Annotated in this window: 21 protein-coding genes; 11 read left to right on the forward strand and 10 right to left on the reverse strand. The window is 72.7% G+C overall.

The features are described from left to right. Positions 1 to 16 precede the first annotated feature (16 nt). The 3 genes from QM782_RS11425 to QM782_RS11435 all read left to right on the forward strand — a co-directional run bounded on the left by QM782_RS11425 (position 17) and on the right by QM782_RS11435 (position 5758). On the forward strand, positions 17 to 1180 hold the full coding sequence (locus tag QM782_RS11425; RefSeq protein WP_415203032.1) for an efflux RND transporter periplasmic adaptor subunit: 1164 nt from the start codon (positions 17 to 19) through the stop codon (positions 1178 to 1180). Positions 1181 to 1187: 7 nt separating this feature from the next. Next, entirely contained in the window at positions 1188 to 4334 is a 3147-nt protein-coding gene (locus QM782_RS11430; RefSeq protein WP_415203033.1) for an efflux RND transporter permease subunit, read from the forward strand. 68 nt (positions 4335 to 4402) lie between these two features. Beyond that, a complete protein-coding gene (locus QM782_RS11435; protein ID WP_415203034.1) occupies positions 4403 to 5758 on the forward strand; it encodes an efflux transporter outer membrane subunit in 1356 nt (451 codons plus the stop codon). On the opposite strand, the gene QM782_RS11440 is transcribed toward QM782_RS11435, so the two are convergent. Continuing rightward, positions 5704 to 7410 (reverse strand): alpha/beta fold hydrolase, encoded by a 1707-nt coding sequence (locus tag QM782_RS11440; RefSeq protein ID WP_415203035.1) that lies wholly within the window; start codon positions 7408 to 7410, stop codon positions 5704 to 5706. The genes QM782_RS11435 and QM782_RS11440 overlap by 55 nt on opposite strands. A gap of 96 nt (positions 7411 to 7506) precedes the next feature. Between QM782_RS11440 and mddA the strand changes: the two genes are divergently transcribed. The 4 genes from mddA (at position 7507) to QM782_RS11460 (ending at position 9650) form a co-directional block, all read left to right on the forward strand. Next, the gene (mddA, locus tag QM782_RS11445; RefSeq protein WP_415203036.1) at positions 7507 to 8259 is read left to right on the forward strand and encodes a methanethiol S-methyltransferase; all 753 of its coding nucleotides are present in this window, start codon (positions 7507 to 7509) and stop codon (positions 8257 to 8259) included. Positions 8260 to 8471: 212 nt separating this feature from the next. After that, positions 8472 to 8684: a hypothetical protein gene (locus QM782_RS11450; protein ID WP_415203037.1), complete on the forward strand. Its 213-nt coding sequence runs from the start codon at positions 8472 to 8474 to the stop codon at positions 8682 to 8684. An 11-nt stretch (positions 8685 to 8695) separates the two neighbouring features. Continuing rightward, positions 8696 to 9034, forward strand: coding sequence for a hypothetical protein (locus QM782_RS11455; protein WP_415203038.1), 339 nt, complete (start codon positions 8696 to 8698; stop codon positions 9032 to 9034). A 52-nt stretch (positions 9035 to 9086) separates the two neighbouring features. Further along, the gene (locus QM782_RS11460) at positions 9087 to 9650 is read left to right on the forward strand and encodes a DNA-3-methyladenine glycosylase (protein ID WP_415203039.1); all 564 of its coding nucleotides are present in this window, start codon (positions 9087 to 9089) and stop codon (positions 9648 to 9650) included. A 42-nt stretch (positions 9651 to 9692) separates the two neighbouring features. Here QM782_RS11460 and QM782_RS11465 read toward each other — a convergent pair whose 3' ends face one another. Further along, entirely contained in the window at positions 9693 to 10148 is a 456-nt protein-coding gene (locus QM782_RS11465) for a nuclear transport factor 2 family protein (protein WP_415203040.1), read from the reverse strand. Then, positions 10145 to 10972: a ribonuclease activity regulator RraA gene (locus QM782_RS11470; RefSeq protein WP_415203041.1), complete on the reverse strand. Its 828-nt coding sequence runs from the start codon at positions 10970 to 10972 to the stop codon at positions 10145 to 10147. Before QM782_RS11470 ends, QM782_RS11465 begins: the two co-directional genes overlap by 4 nt. A 147-nt stretch (positions 10973 to 11119) precedes the next feature. Here QM782_RS11470 and QM782_RS11475 point away from each other — a divergent pair, with 147 nt between their 5' ends. Beyond that, complete coding sequence (locus QM782_RS11475; protein WP_415203042.1) at positions 11120 to 12712, forward strand: IclR family transcriptional regulator C-terminal domain-containing protein; 1593 nt, start codon at positions 11120 to 11122, stop codon at positions 12710 to 12712. 298 nt (positions 12713 to 13010) lie between these two features. After that, on the forward strand, positions 13011 to 13253 hold the full coding sequence (gene infA / locus QM782_RS11480; protein WP_415203043.1) for a translation initiation factor IF-1: 243 nt from the start codon (positions 13011 to 13013) through the stop codon (positions 13251 to 13253). Between the two features lie 62 nt (positions 13254 to 13315). Here the strand turns inward: infA and QM782_RS11485 are convergent, their stop codons facing one another. Next, positions 13316 to 14926 (reverse strand): ABC transporter permease, encoded by a 1611-nt coding sequence (locus tag QM782_RS11485; RefSeq protein ID WP_415203044.1) that lies wholly within the window; start codon positions 14924 to 14926, stop codon positions 13316 to 13318. A gap of 97 nt (positions 14927 to 15023) precedes the next feature. On the opposite strand from QM782_RS11485, the gene QM782_RS11490 reads away from it, so the two are divergent. Beyond that, positions 15024 to 16088, forward strand: a complete 1065-nt coding sequence (locus QM782_RS11490; protein WP_415203045.1) for an ABC transporter ATP-binding protein — start codon at positions 15024 to 15026, stop codon at positions 16086 to 16088. A 100-nt stretch (positions 16089 to 16188) separates the two neighbouring features. Here the strand turns inward: QM782_RS11490 and QM782_RS11495 are convergent, their stop codons facing one another. Genes QM782_RS11495 through QM782_RS11505 form a run of 3 tightly spaced genes read right to left on the reverse strand, consistent with a single transcriptional unit; the run spans position 16189 to position 19100 of the window. Beyond that, positions 16189 to 16833 (reverse strand): aspartate/glutamate racemase family protein, encoded by a 645-nt coding sequence (locus QM782_RS11495; RefSeq protein WP_415203046.1) that lies wholly within the window; start codon positions 16831 to 16833, stop codon positions 16189 to 16191. A gap of 4 nt (positions 16834 to 16837) precedes the next feature. Beyond that, positions 16838 to 17731, reverse strand: a complete 894-nt coding sequence (locus QM782_RS11500) for an amino acid ABC transporter substrate-binding protein (protein ID WP_415203047.1) — start codon at positions 17729 to 17731, stop codon at positions 16838 to 16840. A gap of 37 nt (positions 17732 to 17768) precedes the next feature. Further along, positions 17769 to 19100, reverse strand: a complete 1332-nt coding sequence (locus QM782_RS11505; RefSeq protein ID WP_415203048.1) for an aspartate aminotransferase family protein — start codon at positions 19098 to 19100, stop codon at positions 17769 to 17771. Between the two features lie 134 nt (positions 19101 to 19234). On the opposite strand from QM782_RS11505, the gene QM782_RS11510 reads away from it, so the two are divergent. Further along, positions 19235 to 20095: a MurR/RpiR family transcriptional regulator gene (locus QM782_RS11510; RefSeq protein WP_415203049.1), complete on the forward strand. Its 861-nt coding sequence runs from the start codon at positions 19235 to 19237 to the stop codon at positions 20093 to 20095. An 82-nt stretch (positions 20096 to 20177) separates the two neighbouring features. On the opposite strand, the gene QM782_RS11515 is transcribed toward QM782_RS11510, so the two are convergent. From QM782_RS11515 to QM782_RS11525, 3 genes are all read right to left on the reverse strand, one after another. After that, positions 20178 to 20918: a lysophospholipid acyltransferase family protein gene (locus QM782_RS11515; RefSeq protein ID WP_415203050.1), complete on the reverse strand. Its 741-nt coding sequence runs from the start codon at positions 20916 to 20918 to the stop codon at positions 20178 to 20180. Between the two features lie 4 nt (positions 20919 to 20922). After that, entirely contained in the window at positions 20923 to 22218 is a 1296-nt protein-coding gene (locus QM782_RS11520; protein WP_415203051.1) for a dihydroorotase, read from the reverse strand. A 192-nt stretch (positions 22219 to 22410) separates the two neighbouring features. Continuing rightward, positions 22411 to 23373, reverse strand: a complete 963-nt coding sequence (locus tag QM782_RS11525) for an aspartate carbamoyltransferase catalytic subunit (protein WP_415203052.1) — start codon at positions 23371 to 23373, stop codon at positions 22411 to 22413. Position 23374 lies beyond the last annotated feature (1 nt).

Consider the following 23374-nt stretch of genomic DNA (forward strand, 5'->3'; position numbering starts at 1 on the left):
TGCACGAGGTCGCCGCATGCCCCCTCCCGATTCACGTCCTGTTGTGTTGCCGCGCGCGTTCGGTGTGCTGGCCTGCACGCTGGCATTGGTGCTGGCCGCCTGCACGTCCGATCAGCCGCCGCCGATGCAGGAGGCGGTCGTCAAGGTCCAGCCCTTGGCCACGCAGTCCCTGGCGCTGGAGCAGTCGCTGCCCGGCCGAACGGTCGCGTACATGGTCTCGGACGTGCGCCCCCAGGTCGGCGGCATCATCCGCAGGCGCCTGTTCACCGAAGGCCAGCAGGTCAAGGCCGGCCAGGTGCTGTACGAGCTGGACCCGCGCCTTTACCAGGCCGCCCACGAGAGCGCCCAGGGCGACCTGGCCAAGGCCGAAGCCGCGGTGCTCTCCGCCCGGCCCAAGGCAGAGCGCTACCGCGACCTGGCCGAGATCGACGCCGTCAGCCGGCAGGACGGGGACGAGGCCGAGGCCGCGCTGCGCGAGAGCCAGGCGTCCGTCCTGGCCGCCAGGGCCGCGCTGCGAACGGCGCAGATCAACCTGGACTACACCCGCGTCACCGCCCCCATCGGCGGGCGCATCGGCACCTCCACCTACACGCCAGGCGCGCTGGTCACCGCCAACCAGGACACGGCCCTGGCCACGATCCAGCAGCTCGACCCGATCTACGTGGACGTCGCCCAGTCCAGCGCGCAGTTGCTGGCCCTGCGCCGGCAGATCGACAGCGGCGCCCTGAAGGCCGTTGGCGGCAAGGCCCAGGTGAGGATCGTCCTGGAGGACGGCAGCACCTACGCCCACACGGGCACGCTGGAGATGGTGGGCACCTCGATCGATACCGGTACCGGCAACGTCATGCTGCGCGCCGTGGTGCCCAACCCGGATGGGCTGCTGCTGCCTGGCGCCTACGTGCGGGCGATGCTTCCCATGGCCGTCAACGAGCAGGCGATCCTGGTGCCGCAGGGCGCCGTCTCCCGCAACACCAAGGGCGAGGCGACGGTGAAGCTGGTGGACGCCCAAGGCAAGGTCGAGGAGCGCGTGGTGCAGACCGGCGATGCGCTGAAGGGCCAATGGGTGGTCACCGGCGGCCTGAAGGCCGGCGAGCAACTGATCGTTGAGGGCGCGAGCCGGGTTGCCGCCGGCCAGCAGGTGAAGACCGGGCAGGCGGCAGCGCCGGGCCAGGCGGAGTAAGCGGACCATGGCGCGCTTCTTCATCGACCGCCCCATCTTCGCCTGGGTCATCGCCATCGTCATTTCGCTGGCGGGCATGCTGGCCGTCGCCACCCTGCCGGTGGAGCAGTACCCGGACATCGCACCGCCCTCGGTATCGGTCCGCGCGACCTATACCGGCGCCTCGGCCGAGGCCACCGAGAACTCGGTCACCCAGGTGATCGAGCAGGCGATGACCGGCCTGGACAACCTGCTCTACATGTCCTCCAGCAGTTCGTCCTCCGGCAGCTCGTCGGTCATGCTGACCTTCGCCTCGGGCACCGATCCGGACACCGCGCAGGTGCAGGTGCAGAACAAGATGCAGCAGGCCCAGTCGATGCTGCCCGAGGCCGTGCAGAGCACCGGCGTCACGGTGACCAAGTCCTCCGGCAGCATGTTCATGGTGCTGGCCTTCACCTCCGACAACGGCAGCATGGACGGCACCGACATCGCCGACTACATGGTCTCCACGCTGCAGGACCCGATCAGCCGCGTCTCCGGCGTAGGCAACGTGCAGGTGATGGGGTCCAAGTACGCCATGCGCATCTGGCTCGATCCGGAGAAGCTGCGCACCTATTCCCTGATGCCCTCGGACGTCACCAGCGCCATCCAGGTGCAGAACGCCGACGTCTCGTCCGGCTCCCTGGGCGCCCTGCCGTCGGTCGACGGACAGGCGCTGAACGCCACCGTGTCCTCGCGCACCCGGCTGCAGACCGTGGACCAGTTCAAGGCCATCATCGTCAAGTCCGACAGCCGCGGCGCGGTGGTGAGGCTGTCGGACGTGGCGCGCGTCGAACTGGGCAGCCAGGACTATTCGACGGTCAGCAAGTTCAACGGCAAGCCTGCGGCCGGCATGGGGATCGAGCTGGCATCGGGCGCCAACGCCATGGACGTGGCCAAGGCCGTGGAAGCCAGGCTGCAGGACCTGGCCCCCTTCTTCCCGAGCGGCCTGAGCTACCACGTGGCCTACAGCACCACGCCCTTCGTGAAGATCTCCATCGAGGAGGTGGTCAAGACGCTGTTCGAGGCCGTCGCGCTGGTGGTGGCGATCATGTACCTGTTCCTGCAGAACTGGCGCGTCACCCTCATTCCGGCCGTCGCCGTACCGGTGGTGCTGCTGGGCACCTTCGGTGTGCTGTCGGTGCTGGGCTATTCGATCAACACGCTGTCGATGTTTGCCATGGTGCTGGCCATCGGCCTGCTGGTGGACGACGCCATCGTCGTCGTCGAGAACGTCGAGCGTGTGATGAGCGAGGAGGGACTCTCGCCCTACGAGGCCACGCGCCAGTCGATGGGCCAGATCACGGGGGCATTGGTGGGCATCGCGCTGGTGCTCACGGCGGTGTTCCTGCCCATGGCCTTCTTCGGCGGCTCCACCGGCGCCATCTATCGCCAGTTCTCGGTGACCATCGCCGCGGCGATGGTCCTCTCGGTGCTGGTGGCCATGACGCTGACGCCGGCGCTGTGCGCCACGCTGCTGAATCCGATCGACGAGGACGGACACGTCACGCGCCGCGGACCGCTGGGACGCTTCTTCGGCTGGTTCAACGACCGGTTCGACCGCGCCGGGCGCCGCTACCACGGTGGCGTGGCGAGCGTGACCCGGCGTCGCCGGCTGGGCATGCTGGCCTTCGCAGCCATCCTGGCGGTGATGGCGCTGCTGTTCTGGCGCCTGCCCACGTCGTTCCTGCCGGAGGAGGACCAGGGCATGCTGATGGTGCAGGTCAAGCTGCCCTCGGGCGCCACCCAGCAGCAGACGCTCCAGGTGATCGACCAGGTGTCCGAGTACATGCGCGGCCAGCCGGAGGTCGAGTCGGTGATGGCGGTGGCGGGCTTCAGCACCGGGGGCAGCGGCCAGAACTCGGGCATGGGCTTCGTGCGCTTGAAGGACTGGGGAGAGCGCCAGGCCGACGCTGCCTCGATCGGCATGCGCATCACCCAGGAAATGGGCCGCAGGTTCCTCGACGCCCAGATCTTCGCGATGGCGCCTTCCGGCATCCCGGGGCTGGGGCAGAGCGCTGGATTCACCCTGCAGCTGCAGGACCTGGGCGGTGCCGGCCACGAGGCGCTGGTGGCCGCGCGCAACCAACTGCTGGCGCTGGCCGCCAAGAGCGGCAAGCTGGAATCCGTGCGCTACGCCAGCCTGGAGGACGCGCCGACCTTCGACTTGGCGCTGGACGACGCCAAGGCCAGCGCACTGAGCCTGTCGCAAAGCGACGTCAACAGCACGCTGTCCACCGCGCTGGGCAGCACCTATGTCAACGATTTCGTCAACCGCGGTCGGATCAAGAAGGTCTACGTCCAGGGCGAGCCCGGCTCGCGCATGCTGCCGCAGGACATCGGCCGCTGGTCCGTGCGCAACAGCGACGGCCAGATGGTGCCGTTCTCCGCCTTCTCCAGCGCGGGTTGGCGCCATGCCCCCGCCTCGCTGGCGCGGTTCAACGGCTCGGCGTCCATGGAGATCAGCGGCCAGGCCGCCTCCGGCGTCAGCTCGGGCGAGGCCATGGCCGAGATGGCCCGGCTGGTGCAGCAACTGCCCAGCGGCTTCGGCTATGCCTGGTCGGGCCTGTCCTACCAGGAACAACAGTCCGGTGCGCAGGCGCCGCTGCTGTACGCGGTGTCGCTGCTGTTCGTCTTCCTGTGCCTGGCCGCGCTGTACGAGAGCTGGTCGATCCCGTTCTCGGTCATGCTGGCCGTACCGATCGGCGTGGTGGGCGCACTGCTGTTCACCTGGCTGCGCGGACTGAGCAACGACGTGTACTTCCAGGTCGGCCTGCTGGCCACCGTGGGGCTGGCGGCTAAGAACGGCATCCTGATCGTCGAGTTCGCCAAGGAGCTGGAGGATCGCGGCAAACCGCTGCTCGATGCCACGCTGGAGGCCGCACGGCTGCGGCTGCGGCCGATCCTGATGACCTCGCTGGCCTTCATGCTGGGTGTCCTGCCGCTGGCGGTCAGCACCGGCGCTGGCTCCGGCGGCCGCCATTCGCTGGGCACCGGCGTGCTGGGCGGCACGCTGGCTTCCACGGGGCTGGGCATCTTCTTCGTGCCGCTGTTCTACGTGCTGGTGCGCAGCCTGTTCCCGGGCCGGCCGCGCCGCGACCGGTCCGTGCCGAAGGCCGACGGGGTGGCGGCATGACACGCAGGTTTGCCCGAACGCCGTTCGCGCTGGCGGCCTGTGCCCTGGCACTGGCCGGATGCGCCAGCATGGCGCCCGGCTACGTCCGGCCGGCATCGCCCGTGCCGGCCCATTTCCGTGACGCGCCCACCAGCGATCCGGCGGCATCGGAAGTGGCCTCGCTGGCGTGGCGCGAGGTGTTCCTGGATGCTCGGCTGCAGCAGGTGATCGCACTGGCCCTGCAGAACAACCGCGACCTGCGCGTGGCCATGCTCAACATCGAGAAGGCGCGCGCGCAATACCGCATCCAGCAGGCCGAGGTGCTGCCCAGCGTGCAGGCTGCGGCCAGCCGCACCGCGTCGCGTGCCAGCGTGAACGGCAGCTCGCAAGTCAGCCGCACCGTGTCGGCGGAGGTCGGCTTCAGCAACTGGGAGCTGGACCTGTTTGGCCGCCTGCGCAGCCTGAACGACCAGGCGCTGGAAACCTGGCTGGCCACCGCGCAGACGCAGCGCAGCACCCGCATGAGCCTGGTCGCCGAGGCCGCTGCCGACTGGCTGACCGTCGGCGCCTACCAGCAGCGCCTGGCCCTGGCGCGCAAGGCGCTGGAAAGCCAGAACGAGACCCTGAAGCTCACGGCCGCCAAGCATGCGCGCGGGGCGGCCTCCGGCCTCGACCTGGCCGAGGTGCAGACCAGCGTGGAAAGCGCCCGCGCCGATGTCGCCAGCTACGACACCGCGCTGGCACAGGCGCGCAATGCGCTGGAACTGGTGGCAGGCGCCACCGTGCCTGAGGCGCTGCTGCCGGATCCGCAGGCGGCCGCCGACGCGGTGCGTCTTGCGCCGCTGCCGGCCAGCCTGTCCTCGAACGTGCTGCTGCTGCGCCCCGACGTGCTGTACGCCGAACACACGCTCAAGGCCGCCAATGCCGACATCGGCGCGGCGCGCGCCGCATTCTTCCCCAGCATCTCGCTGACGGCCGCCGCCGGCCGCAGCAGCACGCAGCTTTCCAGCCTGTTCGGCGGCGGCGCGCGCACGTGGTCTTTCGTCCCCACCATCACGGTGCCGATCTTCCAGGGCGGCGCGCTGCAGGCCGAGCTGGACGCTGCGACGATCGGGAAGGACATCAACGTCGCCCAGTACGAGAAAGCCATCCAGACTGCCTTCAGCGAGGCGGCCGACGCCCTGGCGGCCCGTGCGCGCATCAACGAGCAGATCGATGCCCAGACCGCGCTGGTGGCCGCCAGCCAGCGCCGCCACGCACTGGCGCTGGCGCGCTACCAGCGCGGTGTGGACAGCTACCTGGAGGCATTGGACGCCCAGCGCTCGCTCTACAGCGCCCAGCAGGCCCTCGTCACGCTGCAGCTGCAGGAGGCCGCCAACCGGGTGACGATCTACAAGGTGCTGGGCGGTGGCGCGGATGCGCAGCCGGATGCATCGCTGCCCTGATCGGCAAGTGGTCCTTGATCCTGCCTGCGCGCGAACGCCAGGATCGCCTGGATGACGGCGTCGCTGTCGCCGCACCACCAGAAGTGATCGATCCCTGCGAGCGGCCGCCAGGCGGCGCCGGGGATCTCCCGGGCCAGCTGTTCGCCGGCCTCGAAGCGGACGGCGCGGTCGCCGCGCCGGTGCATCACGAGCGTGGGCACCCGGATGCGCGCCAGATCTGCGCGCATGTCGGCATCGCGCAGGCCGGCCAGGATGGCCTGCAGCCCGCCGGGCGACGCGGCGTGCCGCACCAGGCGGGCCCACCAGGCGCGCAGCGCGGGATCGTCCTGCCCGCTGGGCGCGAAGGTCTCGATACCCACCGGGCCACCCCACGCGGCGACGAGCCGCTGCAGCCAGACGTCGTAGGCGGCGGCCGGCAGCGCCCACGGATAGTCCGGCGCGGCGGAGCCCCGCGCCAGCGCCCCGAACAGGCACAGTCCGGCGACGCGCTCCGGCTGGTCCACGGCCAGGCGCATCGCGCCCAGGCCGCCCTCGGACGAGCCGAACAGCCAGGCGCTGCGCATGCCCGCGTCGTCCAGGATCGCCGCGACGTCCTGCGCCAGGGCGGCCGGCGTGCCCGTGGCGCGCAGGCGCTCGGACAGGCCGAGCCCGCGCCGGTCGAACAGGACCACCTGGAAGCGCCCGGCCAGCGCCTGGACGGCCGTGCGGAACGGCGGGTACTCCAGCGCCAGCTCGATGTGGCCCACGAAGCCGGGGCAGACGACCAGGGGCGGCCCGCCCGCGCCGAGCACCGTGTAGGCGATGGCGCCGGCGGCGCTGTCGGCGAAGAGCACGCCGGGCCGCTCGACGCGGTGGGACTGCAGCCGCCGCAGGTCTTCGGTCATGCGCAGGTAGGCCGCCTCGGTCTGCGGGCCGGGCCGGATGCCGAACTCCGCGCGCAGCACCTCCGCGCAGCGCGTGTACGCGGCCTCGACGCCGGCGCTGTGGCCCTGCAGGGCGTGCAGCTGCATCAGCAGGACGTAGCTGGGCTCGCGGCAGGCGTCGAGCGCCAGCAGCGTCTCGGCCAGGTCCAGCGCCGCCGCGAACTCGGCGGGCCGGCCGCGCCGGGCCAGGGCATCGACGACCCGTTCCAGCAGGCGCGCCAGCAGGTGCTCGTGGGCGATGGACTCGGCCTGGCGCCAGTCGTCGAACGGCCCGGACCCGAAGCCGATGCCCTGCAGCAGCGGGCGGCGCGCAGCGTCCAGCCATCGCCGCGCTTCGGCGAGGGTGGCGTCGTCCAGCGTTTCCGCGGCGACGGCGTGGCGCGCGAACCGTGCGAAGCGCAGGGCGTCGGTCTCGACCCGGTCCGCCGGCAGGGCGAGGCAGTCGTTGCTGGCGGAGAAGACCGGGCAGCCCAGCGCCTCCTCCAGCGTGTAGGCCAGCCGGCGCAGGCGCGTGCGGGCCTGCGCCTCGCCGGCGTCCGGCCAGAGCAGGGCGGCCAGGTGCGCCCGCGGCACCGGCCCCGGGTGGAAGGCGAGGTAGGCCAGCAGCGCGACGGCGCGCTGGAGCGACAGCGGGACCGCCTGCCCCTGCACCGTGGCCGCGGGCACGCCGAAGACCTGCAGCGCCAGGACGGGCGGGGCACCGGGGGCGGAACGGGCGCGGGAAGGCATGGCCGGGTTATAGCGGTCCGGCGTGCCGTTGCCCAGGGACGCGCAAGGGACGCCCGGCGGCTACCGTGGCGCTTCCCCCTGCACCAGGAGCCCGCCGTGCGCACGCTGTTCTCCATCCTCTATGGCCTGCTCGCCTACCTGGCGTGCATGGCGACGCTGCTGTATTTCATCGGCTTCAGCGGCAACCTGCTGGTGCCCCGGTCGGTCGACGTCGGCGCCAGCGCCGGCCTCTTCGAGGCCCTGGGCACGGATGCGCTGCTGCTGCTCCTGTTCGGCGTGCAGCACAGCGTGATGGCGCGCCGCGGCTTCAAGCGCTGGTGGACGCAGGTCGTCCCGGCGGCCGTCGAGCGCAGCACCTTCGTGGTCGCCAGCTGCGTGGCCCTGGCGCTGCTGTTCCGGTTCTGGGTGCCGATCGGCACCCCGGTCGTGTGGCGGGTCGCGCACGAGGGCGCCGCGGCGCTGCTGTGGGGCCTGTTCGCGCTCGGCTGGCTGGTCGCGCTGGTCAGCACCTTCCTGCTCGACCACTTCGCGCTGTTCGGGCTGCGGCAGGTGTTCGCGGCCGGGGCGCGGGGCGCCGCGCCGCCGGACGTGTTCAGGACCCCGCTGTTCTACCGCTACGTGCGCCATCCGCTGTACCTGGGTTTCCTGCTGGGGCTGTGGGCCGTGCCCGTCATGACCTTCGGGCACCTGCTGTTCGCACTCGGGCTGAGCGCCTACATCCTGGTCGGCATCGCCTTCGAGGAGTGCGACCTGCTGCTGCGGTTCGGCGAGCGCTACCGCGCGTACCGCAGGCAGGTCGGCATGCTGGTGCCGCGCATCGCGGCGCGCGCGGACCGCGCGGGGCGCTGAGGCCATGGGGGCCCTGTCCACGGCGGCCGAGCGGCAGGCGGTCGTGCTGCTGCATGCCAGCGCCGCGTCGGCCTGCTCCGGGCCGGGCGCCTGGGAGCGCCTCCATCCGGCGCAGCGGCGCGACGTGGCGGGCCGCATGCCGAGCGTCGGCCGACAGTTCGACGTTCGTCTGCAAGCAAGCGCTGCCGGCCGGCGCCTTGGCCAACCTGACCATGCCGCCCCTGTGCCTCGCCGGCGGCCGCACCAACGCCGCCACGGCGCGCATCGCCGGCCTGCTGCGCACGGCGCACCACCAGGTGCTGCCCGGCATGGGGCACCTGGGGCCGGTGACGCATGCGCAGGCCGTCGACGACCGCCTGGTGTGCTTCCTGGGCATGGCCCGGGCGCCGCAGGCGGGTCCCTTCCTTTCGTCAACCACGTTGTAGGAGAACACACCATGCGCCGATCCCTCTGGCTGGCCGCCGTCGCGGTGGCGGCAACGACGACCCTGGGCGCGGTGGCCGCGGCGCGGCTGCCGGCCGGCCTGGACGCGGCCCACCACGCCTACTACGACGAGCAGTTCGACCGCTCGCTCGCGCTCTACGAGCGGCTGGCCGCCGCCGGCGACCCGGTGGCGGCCGAGCGCGCCGGCTTCATGCGGCTGGTCGGCGAGCCGCTGTACGGCCCGCGCGTGCAGCGCGACGCGGAGCGCGCGCATGCGCTGCTGCTGCAGGCGGCGCGTGCCGGCCGGCCCGGCGCGGCCTTCCTGATCGGCATGCTGGAGCGCACCGAGTAGCCGGCCCCGGCGCTGCCATGGGTGGGCGGCTGCGTACCATCGGCCCTCCACCATGCAGCCCATCGCCACCATCGATTTCGAAGCCCCCTCGGTCGACGTCGCGCGCGCGCTGATCGGCACGGTGCTGCTCGTCGACGGCGTCGGCGGCCGCATCGTCGAGACCGAGGCCTACGACGCGGACGACCCGGCCTCGCACAGCTACAGCGGTCCCACCGCGCGCAACGCCACCATGTTCGGCCCGCCCGGGCATGCCTACGTGTACCGCTCGTACGGCATCCACTGGTGCCTCAACCTCGTCTGCCGCGAAGCCGGCCATGGCGCCGGGGTGCTAATCCGCGCGCTGGAGCCCACCGACGGCCTGGAGATGATGCGCCGGCGCCGCGGGCCGGTGGAAGACCGGCTGCTGTGCGCCGGCCCGGGGCGCGTGGGGCAGGCGCTGGGCATCACCCGGGCCTGCGACGGGCTGCCGATCGACCGCGCGCCGTTCGCGCTGCGGCCGCCGCCCGCGGCGCCCGCGGTGGTGGTCGGCGTGCGCATCGGCATTTCGAAGGCCCGGGACGTGCCCTGGCGCTTCGGGCTGGCCGGGTCCCGCTTCGTCAGCCGGCGGTTCGCGTGACGGCGCGCCGCCCGGCGGGGCGGCGCAGCGTGGCGTGGCGGATCACCGGCCCGGGTCCGGGCTCTTCAGCGCGTAGCCGCGCCCGGCGTAGTCGAAGCCGACCAGCTCGTTGACCGCCACGGCCTTGTCGGCCGGCGAGGCGTAGTAGGCGCGGATCTCCTGGATGCGGTCGCCCTCGAAGAGGTACCACTCGGCGCCGCGCAGCGCGGTGCCGCTCCTGTTCTTCCAGTGTGTCCACTCGATCATGGCCTCGGGCTTGTCGTGGCTGACGAGGATGCGCTCGATGGTCCATTGCGAGCCCAGCGTCTCGACGCACCAGACCCACTGCTGCGCGATGGTGCCGGCGCCGCGCCAGGGCACCTCGGGCAGGCCGGCGGGGAAGTAGTGCACGGCGTCGGGCGTGAAGCAGTCGACCAGCGCCTGGTAGTCGCCGGCGTTGCAGGCGTCGAAATAGCGGCGGATCAGCGCGTCGTAGAACGCAGGGGTGCGGGTGGTCATGCGGCGTCTCGGGTCGGTGGCGTGCCGGCGGGGCGGGCGGGCGCGATCTCTGGGCGGCCGGCCGCGGCCCAGTCGCGGTGCTGCCGGCGCGTGGCCTCGCTCGGCGGGTACAGGCCCCACAGGGGCTCGCCGGCCTTCACGCGCAGGGCCAGGTAGGCCTCGATGTCGTCGCGCCGCTCGCACAGCTCGGCCATCTCCTCGGCCAGGTGGGCGGGGATGACGGTGACGTTGTCGCCGTCGCCGTGGATCACGTCGCCCGGGTACACGGCCACGCCGGCGCAGCCGATCGGCACCTGCAGGTCGGCCACGTGGTGGTATGACAGCCGCGTGGTCGCCGTCACGCCGGTGCACCAGGCCGGGAAGTCCATCTCCGCGAGCTCGGTGCCGTCGCGGAAGCTGCCGTCGGTCACCACGCCGCGGGCGCCGCGCATCATCATGCGGGTGACCAGCATGTTGCCCATCGAGGCGGCGCGGCCGTCCCGGTTGCTGTCGATCACCAGCACGTGGCCGGGCTCGATCTGTTCCACGCCGACCCACTGCAGGTTGTCGGCCGAGGGTTCGGTCGTCAGGTTGCCGTAGGCGTCGATGTCCTCGCGCGCCGGGATGAAGCGCATGGTGTAGGCGCGGCCGGCGAAGGGCCGGACCTTCTTGTTCAGCGGCTTCAGGCCGCACAGCACCGGCTGGCGCAGGCCCTTGATGTACAGCTGCGTCGTCAGCGAGCCGCTGGTGCAGCGGGCCAGGCGGTCGAGCACCGCGTCGGGCACGTGCGGCGCGGGTGTGCGCTGCGGGATGCGGGCCAGCGGTGGCGGGTTGTTCGGGCTCATGCGTGTCTCAACATATGGGATGGAACGGCGGGTGCCGGGGGCGGCCGGGTGTCCGCGAATCCTAGGCGCCGCCCCTGAAAAATAGAATCTCCGCGCAGGTGCCGGCGCCCGCCGGATCCGGCCCGATACCCACCATTTGAGACAAACATGGCAGCACCGGGCGGCGAAGGAACAGGCGCGCTGGAGAAGGCGCTGGACGTGCTGGACGCGATCGGCGCCGCCCCCGAGGGGCTGAGCCAGAGCGACCTGGCCGAGCGGCTGGCGCTGCCGCGCACCACGGTCTACCGGCTGCTGGCCACGCTGGTCGCGCGCGGGCTGGTGCGGCGCGATCCGCTGCGCAAGGTCTACTGCCTGGGCTTTCGCTGCTTCGAGATGGCCCGCCAGGCCTATGCCATGCCCGACCTCGTGGCCGCCGCCGCGCTGGAGCTGCGCGCGCTGCGCGACCTGACCGGCGAGACCACCTACCTCGCCACGCTGGACGGGCGCGAGGTGATCTCGCTGGAGCGCTGCGACGGCGCGCACAGCCAGCGCTCGGCCGCGGTGCTGGGCCAGCGCAAGCCGGTCCACTGCACCAGCCAGGGCAAGGCCATCCTGGCCGCGTTGCCGGACGAGGCGCGCGACGCCATCGTGCGCGAAGCGGTGCTGAAGGCGCTGACGCCGCTGACCATCACCGACCGCCGGCGCCTGCAGGCCGAGCTGCGCATCACGCGTGCGCGCGGCTACGCGATCGACGACGAGGAGATCGTGCTGGGCGTGCGCTGCGTGGGCGCGGCCGTCGTCGACGCGGCCGGCGCGGTGCGTGGCGCGATCAGCGTGGCCGGGCCGGCCTGGCGGCTGACGCGCGCGCGGCTGGAGCTGCTCGGCCCGGAGGTGGCCGAGGCCGCGCGGCGCGTGGGCGCGCAGATGCCCGTGCTGCGCGAGGCCCCGGCCGCGCCGGCGCCGGCCGCGGTGCAGGCCGTGCCCGGGCCCTGGGCCTTCCACGGCGCGCATCCGCTGTGGTCCGCCGACGGCCGGCGGCTGTACTGGGCCGATGTGCTGGCGCCGGCGGTGCGCGTGGTGGAGGACGGCGCGGACCGGCTGCTGTGCGAGGTGGCCGCGCCCGTGGCCAGCCTGCTGCTGCACGCCGGCGCGCTGGTGGCCGTGACCGAGGAGACCGCGGTGCAGTTGGACAACGAGGGCGCTGTGGTGCATACGCTGCCCTGGCCGCCGGGCCGCACGCTGGCGGCCTGCGCGGGCGAGGACGGCGCGCTCTGGGCCGCGCTGGCGCTACCCGAGTCCGGCACGGCGATCGGCCGCGTGCAGGCGGACGGCCGGCTGCAGGTGCAGTGGCGCGTCGGCGAGCCGGTCGCGGCGCTGCGCTGGCGCGCGGGGCCGCAGGACGGCGCGCTGCTGGCTACGGCGCCCGGCTCCGGCACGATCCTGCTGCTGCAGCCCGGCCAGGCGGCGGTGCGCCGGCTGGCCACGGTGCCCCGGGGCTCGGGCCGGCTCGGCGGGCTGGCGTTCGACGCGCAGGGCGGCGTCTGGGCCGCGCTGGCCGATGGCTGGTCGGTCGTGCGCTTCACGCCCGACGGGCAGCTCGACCGCGTGGTCGGCCTGCCCGTGCCCGGCGCCACGGACCTGGCCTTCGACGCGCACGGCCCGCAGGGCCGGCTGCACGTCACCAGCGCGCGCAACAGCGTGCCGCTGGACGCGCTGGGCGCCGCGCCGCTGTCGGGGCGGCTGCTGGTGGTGGCGCTGTGAGGGCGAGAGCCCCGCCGCGCCGGCGGGTCGATCGCCGTGCCCGCAGCAGCATGGGCCGCCTTCCGGTAGACTCTTGCGCGCCCATCGCCGCCAGTCCTCCGCCGCCATGGCGGACGCATCGGCCACCGGTCCGCCCGCCTGCGGCGCCAGGCGCAGCGGCGATCGACCCCTGCTGATTGGTTTGCACGGCCCGCTGGACCCCGTCCGGCCGGATGGCGGCGCGATGGATGTCCCGGCGGCATGGGCCGCCAGGCCCGCACCCGCCCCGGATGCGCACGTACACAACGAAAGCTAACGAATGGCGAAGGAAGATCTGATCGAAATGAGCGGCGTGGTGGAGGAAGTGCTGCCCGATTCGCGCTACCGCGTGCTGCTGGAGAACGGCCACCAGCTCGTGGCCTACAGCGCCGGCCGCATGCGCAAGCACCACATCCGCATCCTGGCCGGCGACCGCGTGTCGCTGGAGATGTCGCCCTATGACCTGAGCAAGGGCCGCATCAAGTTCCGCCACCTGGAGCGCGGCCCCTCGGGCGCGCGGTAAGCGGGCACCGGCATTCCATCGTCGCGCGCGGCGGCGGGCCGGCGGGCGCGCTGCGGCGCGGGTCAGCCGCGGCTGCGGAGCGTGCGGCTCAGCAGCAGCACCGGCGCCAGCCCGACCAGCACCAGCGCCAGCGAGGGCAGCGCGGCCTCGCCCAGGCGCTCGTCGCGCGCCAGCTGGTAGGCCACCACGGCCAGCGTGTCCATGTTGAAGGGGCGCAGCACCATGGTGGCCGGCAGCTCCTTCATCACGTCCACGAACACCAGCAGCGCGGCCGCGGCGGCCGAGCGCCGCAGCAGCGGCCAGTGCACGCGCGCCAGCAGCGCCGCGCCGCCCGCGCCCAGCGTGCGGGCCGAGTCGTCGAAGCTGCGCGGGATGCGCGCGTAGCCGCTCTGCATGGACTGCAGCGCCACGGCCGAGAAGCGCACCAGGTAGGCCCAGACGATGCCCAGCACCGTGGCGGTGACCCAGTAGGCGGCGCCCAGCTCCGGCGCGGCCTGCTGCAGCCAGCCGACCGGCAGCAGCAGCCCGACCACGACCACCGCGCCCGGCACCGCATAGCCCAGGCCGACCAGCTGCACGGCGGCGCGCTGCAGCCGCTCGGGCGTGCGGCGCACGCAGTACGCCAGGAACAGCGCCAGCGCGACCGCGGCCACGGCCGTCAGCGCGCCCAGCGTGACGCTGTTGCCGGCCCATTGCACGAAGCGGTCCCAGGGCAGCACCGACCAGTCGGCCGACAGTGGCCGCAGCATGAAGGCCACCGGCAGCACGAAGCCCATCAGCACCGGGAAGGCGCACAGCGCCTGCGCCAGCGCCTGGCGCCAGCCCGCCAGCGGCACCGCCCGCGCGTCGTGGCCGCCGGCGCGGCCGCGCGCGCTGGCGAAGCGCAGGCGCGCCTGGGCGCGCTGCTCCAGCGCCAGCAGCACGGCCACGAACACCAGCAGCATCGTGGACAGCTGGGCCGCGGCGATGCGGTTGTCCATGGCCAGCCAGGCCTTGTAGATGCCGGCGGTGAAGGTCTGGATGCCGAAATAGCTGGACACGCCGAAGTCCGCCAGCGTCTCCATCAGCGCCAGCGCGGCGCCGGCGGCGATGGCCGGGCGCGCCATCGGCAGCGCGACCTGGCGGATGCGCCGCCCCAGCGGCGCGCCGAGCAGCCGGGCCGCCTCCAGCAGGTGCGCGGCGCGCTCGGCCAGCGCGGTGCGCGCCAGCAGGTAGACGTAGGGATACAGCGCTAACGTGAACACCACGACCGCCCCGCCCAGGCTGCGCACCTCGGGCAGCACGCGCCCGCGCAGGCCGAAGCTCTCGCGCAGCCAGGTCTGCGCCGGGCCGCTGAACTGCAGGAAGTCGGTGTAGGCGTAGGCGACCACGTAGGCCGGCATCGCCAGCGGCAGCAGCAGCGCCCATTCCAGCGTGCGCCGGCCGCGGAAGTCGAACAGCGTCACGCAGGCGGCCGCGCCGGTGCCGACCAGCACCACGCCCACGCCGACCATGGCCGCCAGCGCCAGCGTGGTGCCGACGTAGCCCGGCAGCACGGTCTGGCGCAGCTCGCGCAGGATCTGGGCGGTCTCGGCGTCCCACTGCGTCCAGGAGCCCAGCACCGCCAGCACCGGCAGGCTCAGCAGCCCGGCGGCCAGCAGCATGCTCGACAGGGACAGCCAGCGGCGGGGCATCGGTGCGGGGATGGGAGGGGGCGAGGCGGGAACGGGAAGGCAGGCGCGCGGGCCAGATGAGAATTGTACGCATCACGCCTGCCTACAATCGCGGCCCATGTTCCTGGACGTCTCCCATCTCGTCGTGCAATACCCCGGCCGCGCGCGGCCGGCCGTGCAGGACGTGAGCTTCGGCCTGGCCGCCGGCGAGATCGGCGTGCTGATCGGCCCGTCGGGCTGCGGCAAGACCACGCTGCTGCGCTGCGTGGCCGGGCTGGAGCCGGCGCAGGCCGGCGAGATCCGGCTGTCCGGCGAATGCGTCAGCGCGCCCGGCGTGCAGCTGCCGGCCGAGCAGCGGCGCATCGGCATGGTGTTCCAGGACTACGCGCTGTTCCCGCACCTGGACGTGGGCCGCAACGTCGGCTTCGGCCTGCAGGCGCTGCCGCGGGCCGAGCGCGCCGCGCGCGTGGCCGAGGTGCTGGCGCTGGTCGGCCTGGAAGGCGCCGAGCGGCGCGCGCCGCACGAGCTGTCCGGCGGCCAGCAGCAGCGCGTGGCGCTGGCGCGCGCGCTGGCGCCGCGGCCGCGGCTGATGCTGCTGGACGAGCCGTTCTCCAACCTCGACGTCGAGCTGCGCGAGCGCCTGGCGCACGAGGTGCGCGAGATCCTGAAGGCCGCCGGCGCCACCGCGCTGTTCGTCACGCACGACCAGCTGGAGGCCTTCGCGATCGGCGACGCCGTCGGCGTGATGCACGAGGGCCGGCTGCACCAGTGGGCCGACGCCCACACGCTGTACCACCGGCCGGCCACGCGCTTCGTCGCCGACTTCATCGGCCACGGGGTGTTCGCGCCGGCCCGGCTCGCGCGCGCCGGCGGGCGCGCCGTGATCGAGACGCCGCTGGGCCCGCTCAACGGCGCGGTGGCGGCCCAGGCCGCCGCGCTGCCGGACGGCCCGCTGGACCTGCTGCTGCGCGCCGACGACGTGGTGTACGACGCGGACGCGCCGGTCAAGGCCGAACTCGTGCGCAAGGCCTTCCGCGGCGCGGAGTTCCTGTACACGCTGCGCCTGGCCTCCGGCGAGACCGTGCTGGCCCACGTGCCCAGCCACTGCGAGCACCGCATCGGCGAGTGGATCGGCGTGCGGCCGGCGCTGGAGCGGGTGGTGGCGTTTCCACGGGGCGGGTAGGCGGCTTCTTCTGCACGCAGGACCGTGGTGCGGCTGCCTGCGGTCGTGCCGCCCGGGCCGCGGTGCACGGCCACGGGCGAGGCTGCCCGGCAAGTCCTGCTCAGCCGCCGAGCCGTTCGCGCAGCGCCTGCACCGCGCTGTCCACCGTCGTCAGCACCGGCAGCCCCGTGGCCTGCTCGCAGGCTGCGCGCGCCCGTGCCATGCTGAACTGCGCCAGCGCGATGCGTGTGCAGCCGCGCGCGGCCAGGGTGCGGGCCTGCGCGGCGACCAGCGCATCGTGGCGTGCCGTGTCGCCCGCGTTCAGCGCTTGCAGCGCGCCTTCGGCCAGCGCCGGTTCCAGTGGCACCGCGGCCGGGAATTCCGGCGGCATGGACTGCAGCGTGCCGGCGAAGCTGGCGATCAGGCCGAGCCGGCCTCGGCCCCGCGCCGCTTCCTGGACCATGGCCTCGTTGGGCTTGAGCACCGGGATGCCGGCATGGCGCCGCACCACCGCCTCGATGCAGGGGCCGAACGCCGAGCAGGTGAACAAGATGCCCTGGGCACCGCAGTCCACCGCGTAGTCGGCCAGCCGCTGGAAGCGTGCGTGCATCGCGGCGTCCAGGCCCTGGCCGCCTTCGGCGAGGTCGGCCGACAGGCTGTCGTCCAGCAGGTTCATGCGCCGGGCTTCGGGCCAGTCGCGCGCGAACGCCGTGTTGATGGGTTCGACCGAGTGGGCGAGGGCGTGGATCAGGGCGACGCGGGGCATGGTCTCAGATACCTTTGGACGAAGGGTGGGCGAAGGCGTCGCGCGTCTCGGCGTTCAGCGGGTAGTTGATGTTCACGCCTTTGGGCGGGATCGGCGCCATGAACCATTGCTGGTAGAGCTTCTCCATCTCGCCCGATTGCATCATGCCGCCGACCACGCGGTCCACGATGGCCTTGAGCGCCGGCTCGTCCTTGCGGTACATCAGCGCCTGGTTCTCGGTGCGCAGCGGCTCGCCGGTGATCATGAAGTCCTGGGGATTCTTGGCGGTCGCGACCAGGCCGGCCAGCAGGATATCGTCCAGCACGAAGGCGTGCGCCCGGCCGCTTTCCACGAGCAGAAAGGAGTCCGCATGGTCCTTGCCGGCCATCGGCGTGATCTCCAGGTTGCGGCCCTTGTCGGCTTCGCGCAGCAGGCGGAACGAGGTGGTGCCGGTAGTCGTCACGACCCTCTTGCCCTGCAGGTCGGCGATGCCGCGCACACCCGAATCGGCCTTGACCAGCATGCGGACGTTGTAGCGGAAGATGTCCGGCGAGAAGGCGACCAGCTTTTGCCGCTCGATCAGGTTGGTGGTGGAGCCGCACTCGATATCCACCGTGCCGTTGACCACCAGCGGGATCCGGTTCTGCGAGGTGACCATCTGGTACCTGACGTCGATCCTGGGCATGCCGAGCTCGGTCTTGATGGCGTCGACGATGCGCATGCAGATGTCGATGCTGTAGCCCACGGGCTTGCCGCTGCCGTCGTTGTACGAGAAGCCGAACGAGGATTCGCGGTGGCCCAGCGTGATGGCGCCGCTGTCCTTGATCTTTTTCAGCGTGGCTTCCTGGGCCTGCGCGGTCAAGGCCAGGACCGCGACTGCGGCGGCGGCAATGCGGGAAGCGATGCGGGAGCTGTTCATGGAGGGATCCTGAGGCGAGGGTGGGGTGGGCGGGAAATCAGCGGGGAGCGTTCGTGGCCGCGTCGATCGATTCGGCCAGCAGGCCGGCGATGCGTTCCAGGTCGGCGCGCGTGGCGATGAACGGCGGCGCCAGCAGCACGTGGTCGCCCTGCCGGCCGTCCACCGTGCCGCCCATCGGGTAGACCATCAGGCCGCGCGCCATGGCCGCCTTCTTGACCTGGGCGTGCACCTGGTGCGCCGGGTCGAACGGCGTCTTGCCGGCGCGGTCGGCCACCAGTTCCACGCCCCAGAAGAAGCCGCGGCCGCGGATGTCGCCCACGTGCGGGTGCTCACCCAGTGCCTGGCGCAGCAGGGTGCCGAAATGCGCGCCGTCGTCGCGCACCTTGGCCAGCAGGCCATCGCGCCGGATCACGCGCTGCACCGCCAGGGCCCCGGCGCAGGCCACCGGGTGGCCCAGGTAGGTGTGGCCGTGCTGGAAGAAGCCGCTGCCGCGCGACATCGCCTCGACGATGCGCCGATGGGCCAGCACCGCGCCGATCGGCTGGTAGCCGCCGCCCAGCCCCTTGGCGATGGTGACCAGGTCCGGCACGACGTCCTCCTGTTCGCTGGCGTACAGCGTGCCCGTGCGGCCCATGCCGCACATGACCTCGTCCAGGATCAGCAGCACGCCGTGCCGATCGCAGACCTCGCGCACGGCCTGGAAGTAGCCGGGCACCGGCGTCAGCACGCCGGCCGTGGCGCCCCCCACCGTCTCGGCCACGAAGGCGATCACGCGGTCCGCGCCTTGCGCCAGGATCGCTTCCTCCAGTTCGCGCGCGAGGCGCTGGCCGTACTGCCGGGGCGTTTCGTCGGCGCGCTGCTCGCGGTAGGGATAGCAGGGGGCGACATGCGTGGCCGGCGTCAGCAGCGGGGCGAAGGGCTCGCGCCGCCAGGCGTTGCCGCCGACGGCCAGCGCGCCCAGCGTGTTGCCGTGGTAGCTCTGGCGCCTGGCGATGAAGTGCGTGCGCTGGGGCTGGCCGATCTCCACGAAGTACTGGCGCGCCATCTTCAGCGCGGCTTCCACGGCTTCGGAGCCGCCGCTGACGAGGTAGACATGCTCCAGCCCCGGCGGGGCGCTCTGCACCAGCTCGTCAGCCAGTTCCTCCGCCGCCGCGCTCGTGAAGAAACTGGTATGCGCATAGGCCAGGCGGTCGATCTGCGCGTGCATCGCCGCCAGCACCTCGGGATGGCCGTGGCCGAGCGAAGAGACGGCGGCGCCGCCACAGGCGTCCAGGTAGGCCCGGCCCTGGGCGTCATGCACCAGCATGCCTCGGGCCGAGACGGCGACGGGCGGGGTGTGGCGGAGATGGCGGTGGAGGATGTGCGTCATGGCGGCTGCGGTACGGAGTGGATGGAACTAATGTTCTGGATGAATTATTGTTTGGAACAAATGTTTCGTCAATCCGGCTGAGCCGCCTGGCGCTCCGCATGCCGGTACATTCGTTCCAGCAACACGGAACGGCCATGACCATCCAGGAACAGATCCGCCGGCGCTTCGCCGAACTCAGTCCGGCCTTGCAGCAGGTGGCCAGGCATCTGCTCGACCATCCGGCCGAGGTCGTCACGTCCTCCATGCGCCATATCGGCGTGCAGTCGGGCAGCACGCCGGCCACGCTGGTGCGTTTCGCCCAGCACCTGGGGTTCGCGGGCTGGCCGCAGCTGAAGGCGGCCTTCGTGGCCGACATGGGCCTGGGCGGCGACGCCTACGGCGCGCGCGCGCAGCAACTGGTCGGCCGCGCGGGCCAGGAGGGCCTGGCCGAGGAGATGTTCGCCGTACAGCGCCGCAACCTGCAGGCCACGCAGCACCAGAGCGCGTCCCGGCTGGAGAAGGTCTGCGCGCTGCTGGAGCAGGCGAGCGCGGTGCACGCCGCGGGTTTTCGCGCGTGCTTTCCGATCGCCTTCGCCTTCGTCTACCAGTACCGGCTGTTCCGGGCGTCGGTGCACCTGGTGGATGGCCAGGGCGGCTTGCTGGAGATGCAGCAGCGCGCCATGGTCCGCGGCGACGCGCTGCTGGTGGCCAGCTTCGCGCCGTATTCGCGCGAGGCGCTGCAGGTGGCCCAGGCGGCGCAGGCGGCCGGCTGCCGCATCGTCGCGTTGACCGACAGCGCGGCCTCGCCGTTGGCGCTGCTGGCGCAGGAGACGCTGCTGTTCACGATCGCGAGCCCCTCGTTCTTCCCGTCCGTCGCGGCCGGGCTGGCCTTGGCCGAGGCGCTGGTGGAACTGCTGGCCAGCCGCGCCGGCAAGGCCGTGGTGCGGCGCATCGGCGACGCCGAGCGCCAACTGCTCGAGTCCGGGGCCTACCTGCCGGCGCCGCGCGGCGATTGAGCCGCACCAGCCCGCGCCGGGCCGCATCGGGTGATGTGGATCACCGCGGGGCTGGCCGGGCGCCGCCGTGCCCGGGAGCCGTTCAGAACGTCAGGCGGCGCAGCGTCTCGACCTCGGTGCGCAGGTCCTGCGCCCAGGCGCGCCGGTCTCGTGCCGCGTGCGGCTGCGGGGCGCCGTAGTGCACGTGGGCGACCAGCTCCTGCGCCGCCAGCGTGCGCCAGACCGAGCCGAGCAGCGTCTCGTCGCCGACGAAGCTGGGCGCGAAGCTGGTCGCGCCGCTGCCGTCGGCGAAGCGCAGTGCCAGCGGCTGCGCCGGCGCGCCGGCGCTGATCGCGGCCTGCAGCAGGTTGGCGTGGAACGGCAGCAGCGCGCGGCCGTCGCCGGTCGTGCCTTCGGGGAAGATCGCCACCACGTCGCCCGCGGCCAGCCGGTCGCGCATGTGGTGCACCACGCGCATGGCGTCGCGGCGCGAGGCGCGTTCGATGTACAGCGTGCCGGCGCCGGTGGCCAGCCTGCCGACCAGCGGCCAGTGGGCCACGTCGGCCTTGGCGACGAAGCGGCACCAGCCGGCCGCGTGGATGGCCACGATATCCAGCCAGGAGATGTGGTTGGCGACCAGCAGCACCGGTCCCCGGTCGGGCGGCGTGCCGCTGACCTGCAGCCGGATGCCGGCCAGCACGAGCAGCCGCGCGGACCAGGCCTGCACGGCCTGGGCGCGCTGCGCGGCGTCCCAGCGCGGAAACCGGCTGCGGATGGTCCACCAGCCGGAAAGCCCGTGGCCGGCGAGCCACAGCAGCCGCCACAGCGCGCGCGCGTGGCGCATGGGCTCAGCTGCCGCCGTGCGCCAGGTGCCCGCCGACCAGCGTCCAGCGTACGCGGCCCGGCAGCTCGTAGCCGGTGAACGCCGTGTGCTTGCCCTGGCTCTTGAGCGCGGCGTCGGCGACGGTCCAGCGCGCGGCCGGGTCGGCCACGCAGACGTCGGCCACGCCGCCCTCGACCAGCTGGCCCAGGCTGGCCTGCAGCGTGCCGAGCGCCGTGCCCAGCAGCGCGGCCGGCTGGCTGGTGACGGTGGCCAGCGCGCGCGGCAGCGCCACGCCCTGTTCCTCGGCCCACTTCAGCGCCAGGCTCAGCAGCAGTTCCACGCCGGTGGCGCCGGGCTCGGCCTCGGCGAAGGGCAGGGTCTTGGCGTCGGCGTCCACCGGCGTGTGGTCGGAGACCAGCGCGGCGATGGTGCCGTCGGCCAGCGCGGCACGCAGCGCGTCGCGGTCGCGCTGCTGGCGCAGCGGCGGGTTCAGGCGGGCGCGGCTGTCGAAGTAGCCGATGTCCTGGTCGGTCAGGTGCAGCGAGTTGATGCTGACGTCGGCGCTGACCGGCAGCCCCGCCGCGCGCGCCTGGCGCACCAGCTCCACGCCGGCGGCGCTGGACAGGCGCGACAGGTGCACGCGCGCGCCGGTGCTCTTCATCAGCTCGAAGATGGTGTGCAGCGCGATGGTCTCGGCTGCCACCGGCACGCCGGACAGGCCCATGCGCGTGGCCAGCGGGCCGCTGGCGGCCACGCCCTTGCCCAGGTCGCGGTCCTGCGGACGCAGGAACACCGTGAAGCCGAAGGTCGCCGCGTACTGCAGCGCGCGCTGCAGCACCTGGGTGCTGGCCAGCGGCACCTCGGCCTGGCCGAAGCCGACGCAGCCGGCCTCGGTCAGCTCGACCATCTCGGTCAGCACCTCGCCGGCCAGGCCGCGCGTCAGCGCGCCCAGCGGGAACACGCGCGACTGGTGCAGCTTCTCGGCGCGGAACTTCAGCATCTCGACCAGGCCGGGCTCGTCCAGCACCGGGTCGGTGTCGGGCGGGCAGACCAGGCTGGTCACGCCGCCGGCCACCGCGGCGGCCAGCTCGCTCTCCAGCATGCCCTCGTGCTCGTGGCCGGGCTCGCGCAGGCGCATCGACAGGTCGACCAGGCCGGGCATGACGATGCAGCCGGTGGCGTCCAGCGTGCGGTTGGGTCTGAACTCGGCCGAGACCTGGCCGATGGAGACGATGCGGCCGGAGGCGATGGCGATGTCGCCGACCGCGTCGCGGCCCGAGGCCGGGTCGATCACGCGGCCGTTGCGAATCAGTGTCTTCATGTCGGGTATCCCTTGGCTGCACGATCCCGGGGCAACGAGCGAGGGTCGCGAGCCGCTGTACGAAAGGCCGCGGAGCAGGCCATGCCAGTGCACCCGCGCAGCTGGCTCCGCCAGGCCGCCGGGTGCGCCCCCTGGAGGGGGAATGGGTCGGCCACACCAGGTTCCGCCGACCAGACGGGGGTGGGCTTCATCCTATGCTTCGTTCCCGGCGACGATGCCCATCACCGCCATCCGCACGGCGATGCCGAAGGTGACCTGGGGCAGGATCACCGCCTGCCGGCCGTCGACGACGGCCGAGTCGATTTCCACGCCGCGGTTGATCGGGCCGGGGTGCATCACGATGGCGTCGGGCTTGGCCAGGGCCAGCTTCTCGGGCGTCAGGCCGAAGCTCTTGAAGTACTCCTGGCTGGACGGCAGCAGCGCGCCGCTCATGCGCTCGTTCTGCAGCCGCAGCATGATGACCACGTCGGCGCCCTTGATGCCTTCCTCCAGCGAGTGGCACACGCGCACGCCCATCGGCGCGAGGTCCGCCGGCACCAGCGTGCGCGGGCCGACCACGCGCACCTCGGGGCAGCCCAGCGTGGTCAGGCCGTGGATGTCCGAGCGCGCCACGCGCGAGTGCAGCACGTCGCCGACGATGGCCACCGTCAGCTGGCTGAAGTCGCGCTTGTAGTGGCGGATGGTGTACATGTCGAGCAGCCCCTGCGTGGGGTGCGCGTGCCGGCCGTCGCCGGCGTTGATCACGTGCACGTGCGGCGCCACGTGCTGCGCGATCAGGTAGGGCGCACCCGACTCGCTGTGCCGCACCACGAACAGGTCGGCCGCCATGGCCGACAGGTTGGCGATGGTGTCCAGCAGCGACTCGCCCTTGGCCGCCGAGGAGCGCGCGATGTCCAGGTTGATCACGTCGGCCGACAGCCGCGTGGCCGCGATCTCGAAGGTGGTGCGCGTGCGCGTGCTGTTCTCGAAGAACAGGTTGAACACGCTCTTGCCGCGCAGCAGCGGCAGCTTCTTGACCTCGCGGTCGTTCACGCTGACGAAGTTGGCGGCGGTGTCCAGGATCTGCGTCAGGATGTCCCGGGGCAGGCCCTCGATCGACAGCAGGTGGACCAGCTCGCCGTGCCGGTTCAGCTGGGGGTTGCGTCGCGCCAGCATG

It is taken from the genome of Pseudorhodoferax sp. (assembly GCF_047601025.1).
Classification (GTDB): domain Bacteria; phylum Pseudomonadota; class Gammaproteobacteria; order Burkholderiales; family Burkholderiaceae_C; genus Pseudorhodoferax.

Excerpts from the sequence above, each read along its gene's own strand:
- QM782_RS11470 (WP_415203041.1), bottom strand. The coding sequence starts at position 10,972 with ATGAGCCCGAACAACCCGCCACCGCTGGCCCGCATCCCGCAGCGCACA.
- QM782_RS11460 (WP_415203039.1), top strand. The coding sequence starts at position 9,087 with ATGCAGCCCATCGCCACCATCGATTTCGAAGCCCCCTCGGTCGACGTC.
- QM782_RS11450 (WP_415203037.1), top strand. The coding sequence starts at position 8,472 with ATGCCGCCCCTGTGCCTCGCCGGCGGCCGCACCAACGCCGCCACGGCG.
- QM782_RS11515 (WP_415203050.1), bottom strand. The coding sequence starts at position 20,918 with ATGCGCCACGCGCGCGCGCTGTGGCGGCTGCTGTGGCTCGCCGGCCAC.
- QM782_RS11465 (WP_415203040.1), bottom strand. The coding sequence starts at position 10,148 with ATGACCACCCGCACCCCTGCGTTCTACGACGCGCTGATCCGCCGCTAT.
- QM782_RS11490 (WP_415203045.1), top strand. The coding sequence starts at position 15,024 with ATGTTCCTGGACGTCTCCCATCTCGTCGTGCAATACCCCGGCCGCGCG.
- QM782_RS11430 (WP_415203033.1), top strand. The coding sequence starts at position 1,188 with ATGGCGCGCTTCTTCATCGACCGCCCCATCTTCGCCTGGGTCATCGCC.
- QM782_RS11500 (WP_415203047.1), bottom strand. The coding sequence starts at position 17,731 with ATGAACAGCTCCCGCATCGCTTCCCGCATTGCCGCCGCCGCAGTCGCG.
- QM782_RS11525 (WP_415203052.1), bottom strand. The coding sequence starts at position 23,373 with ATGCTGGCGCGACGCAACCCCCAGCTGAACCGGCACGGCGAGCTGGTC.
- QM782_RS11485 (WP_415203044.1), bottom strand. The coding sequence starts at position 14,926 with ATGCCCCGCCGCTGGCTGTCCCTGTCGAGCATGCTGCTGGCCGCCGGG.
- QM782_RS11435 (WP_415203034.1), top strand. The coding sequence starts at position 4,403 with ATGGCGCCCGGCTACGTCCGGCCGGCATCGCCCGTGCCGGCCCATTTC.
- QM782_RS11455 (WP_415203038.1), top strand. The coding sequence starts at position 8,696 with ATGCGCCGATCCCTCTGGCTGGCCGCCGTCGCGGTGGCGGCAACGACG.
- QM782_RS11520 (WP_415203051.1), bottom strand. The coding sequence starts at position 22,218 with ATGAAGACACTGATTCGCAACGGCCGCGTGATCGACCCGGCCTCGGGC.
- infA (WP_415203043.1), top strand. The coding sequence starts at position 13,011 with ATGGCGAAGGAAGATCTGATCGAAATGAGCGGCGTGGTGGAGGAAGTG.
- QM782_RS11510 (WP_415203049.1), top strand. The coding sequence starts at position 19,235 with ATGACCATCCAGGAACAGATCCGCCGGCGCTTCGCCGAACTCAGTCCG.
- QM782_RS11440 (WP_415203035.1), bottom strand. The coding sequence starts at position 7,410 with ATGCCTTCCCGCGCCCGTTCCGCCCCCGGTGCCCCGCCCGTCCTGGCG.
- QM782_RS11505 (WP_415203048.1), bottom strand. The coding sequence starts at position 19,100 with ATGACGCACATCCTCCACCGCCATCTCCGCCACACCCCGCCCGTCGCC.
- QM782_RS11495 (WP_415203046.1), bottom strand. The coding sequence starts at position 16,833 with ATGCCCCGCGTCGCCCTGATCCACGCCCTCGCCCACTCGGTCGAACCC.
- QM782_RS11425 (WP_415203032.1), top strand. The coding sequence starts at position 17 with ATGCCCCCTCCCGATTCACGTCCTGTTGTGTTGCCGCGCGCGTTCGGT.
- QM782_RS11475 (WP_415203042.1), top strand. The coding sequence starts at position 11,120 with ATGGCAGCACCGGGCGGCGAAGGAACAGGCGCGCTGGAGAAGGCGCTG.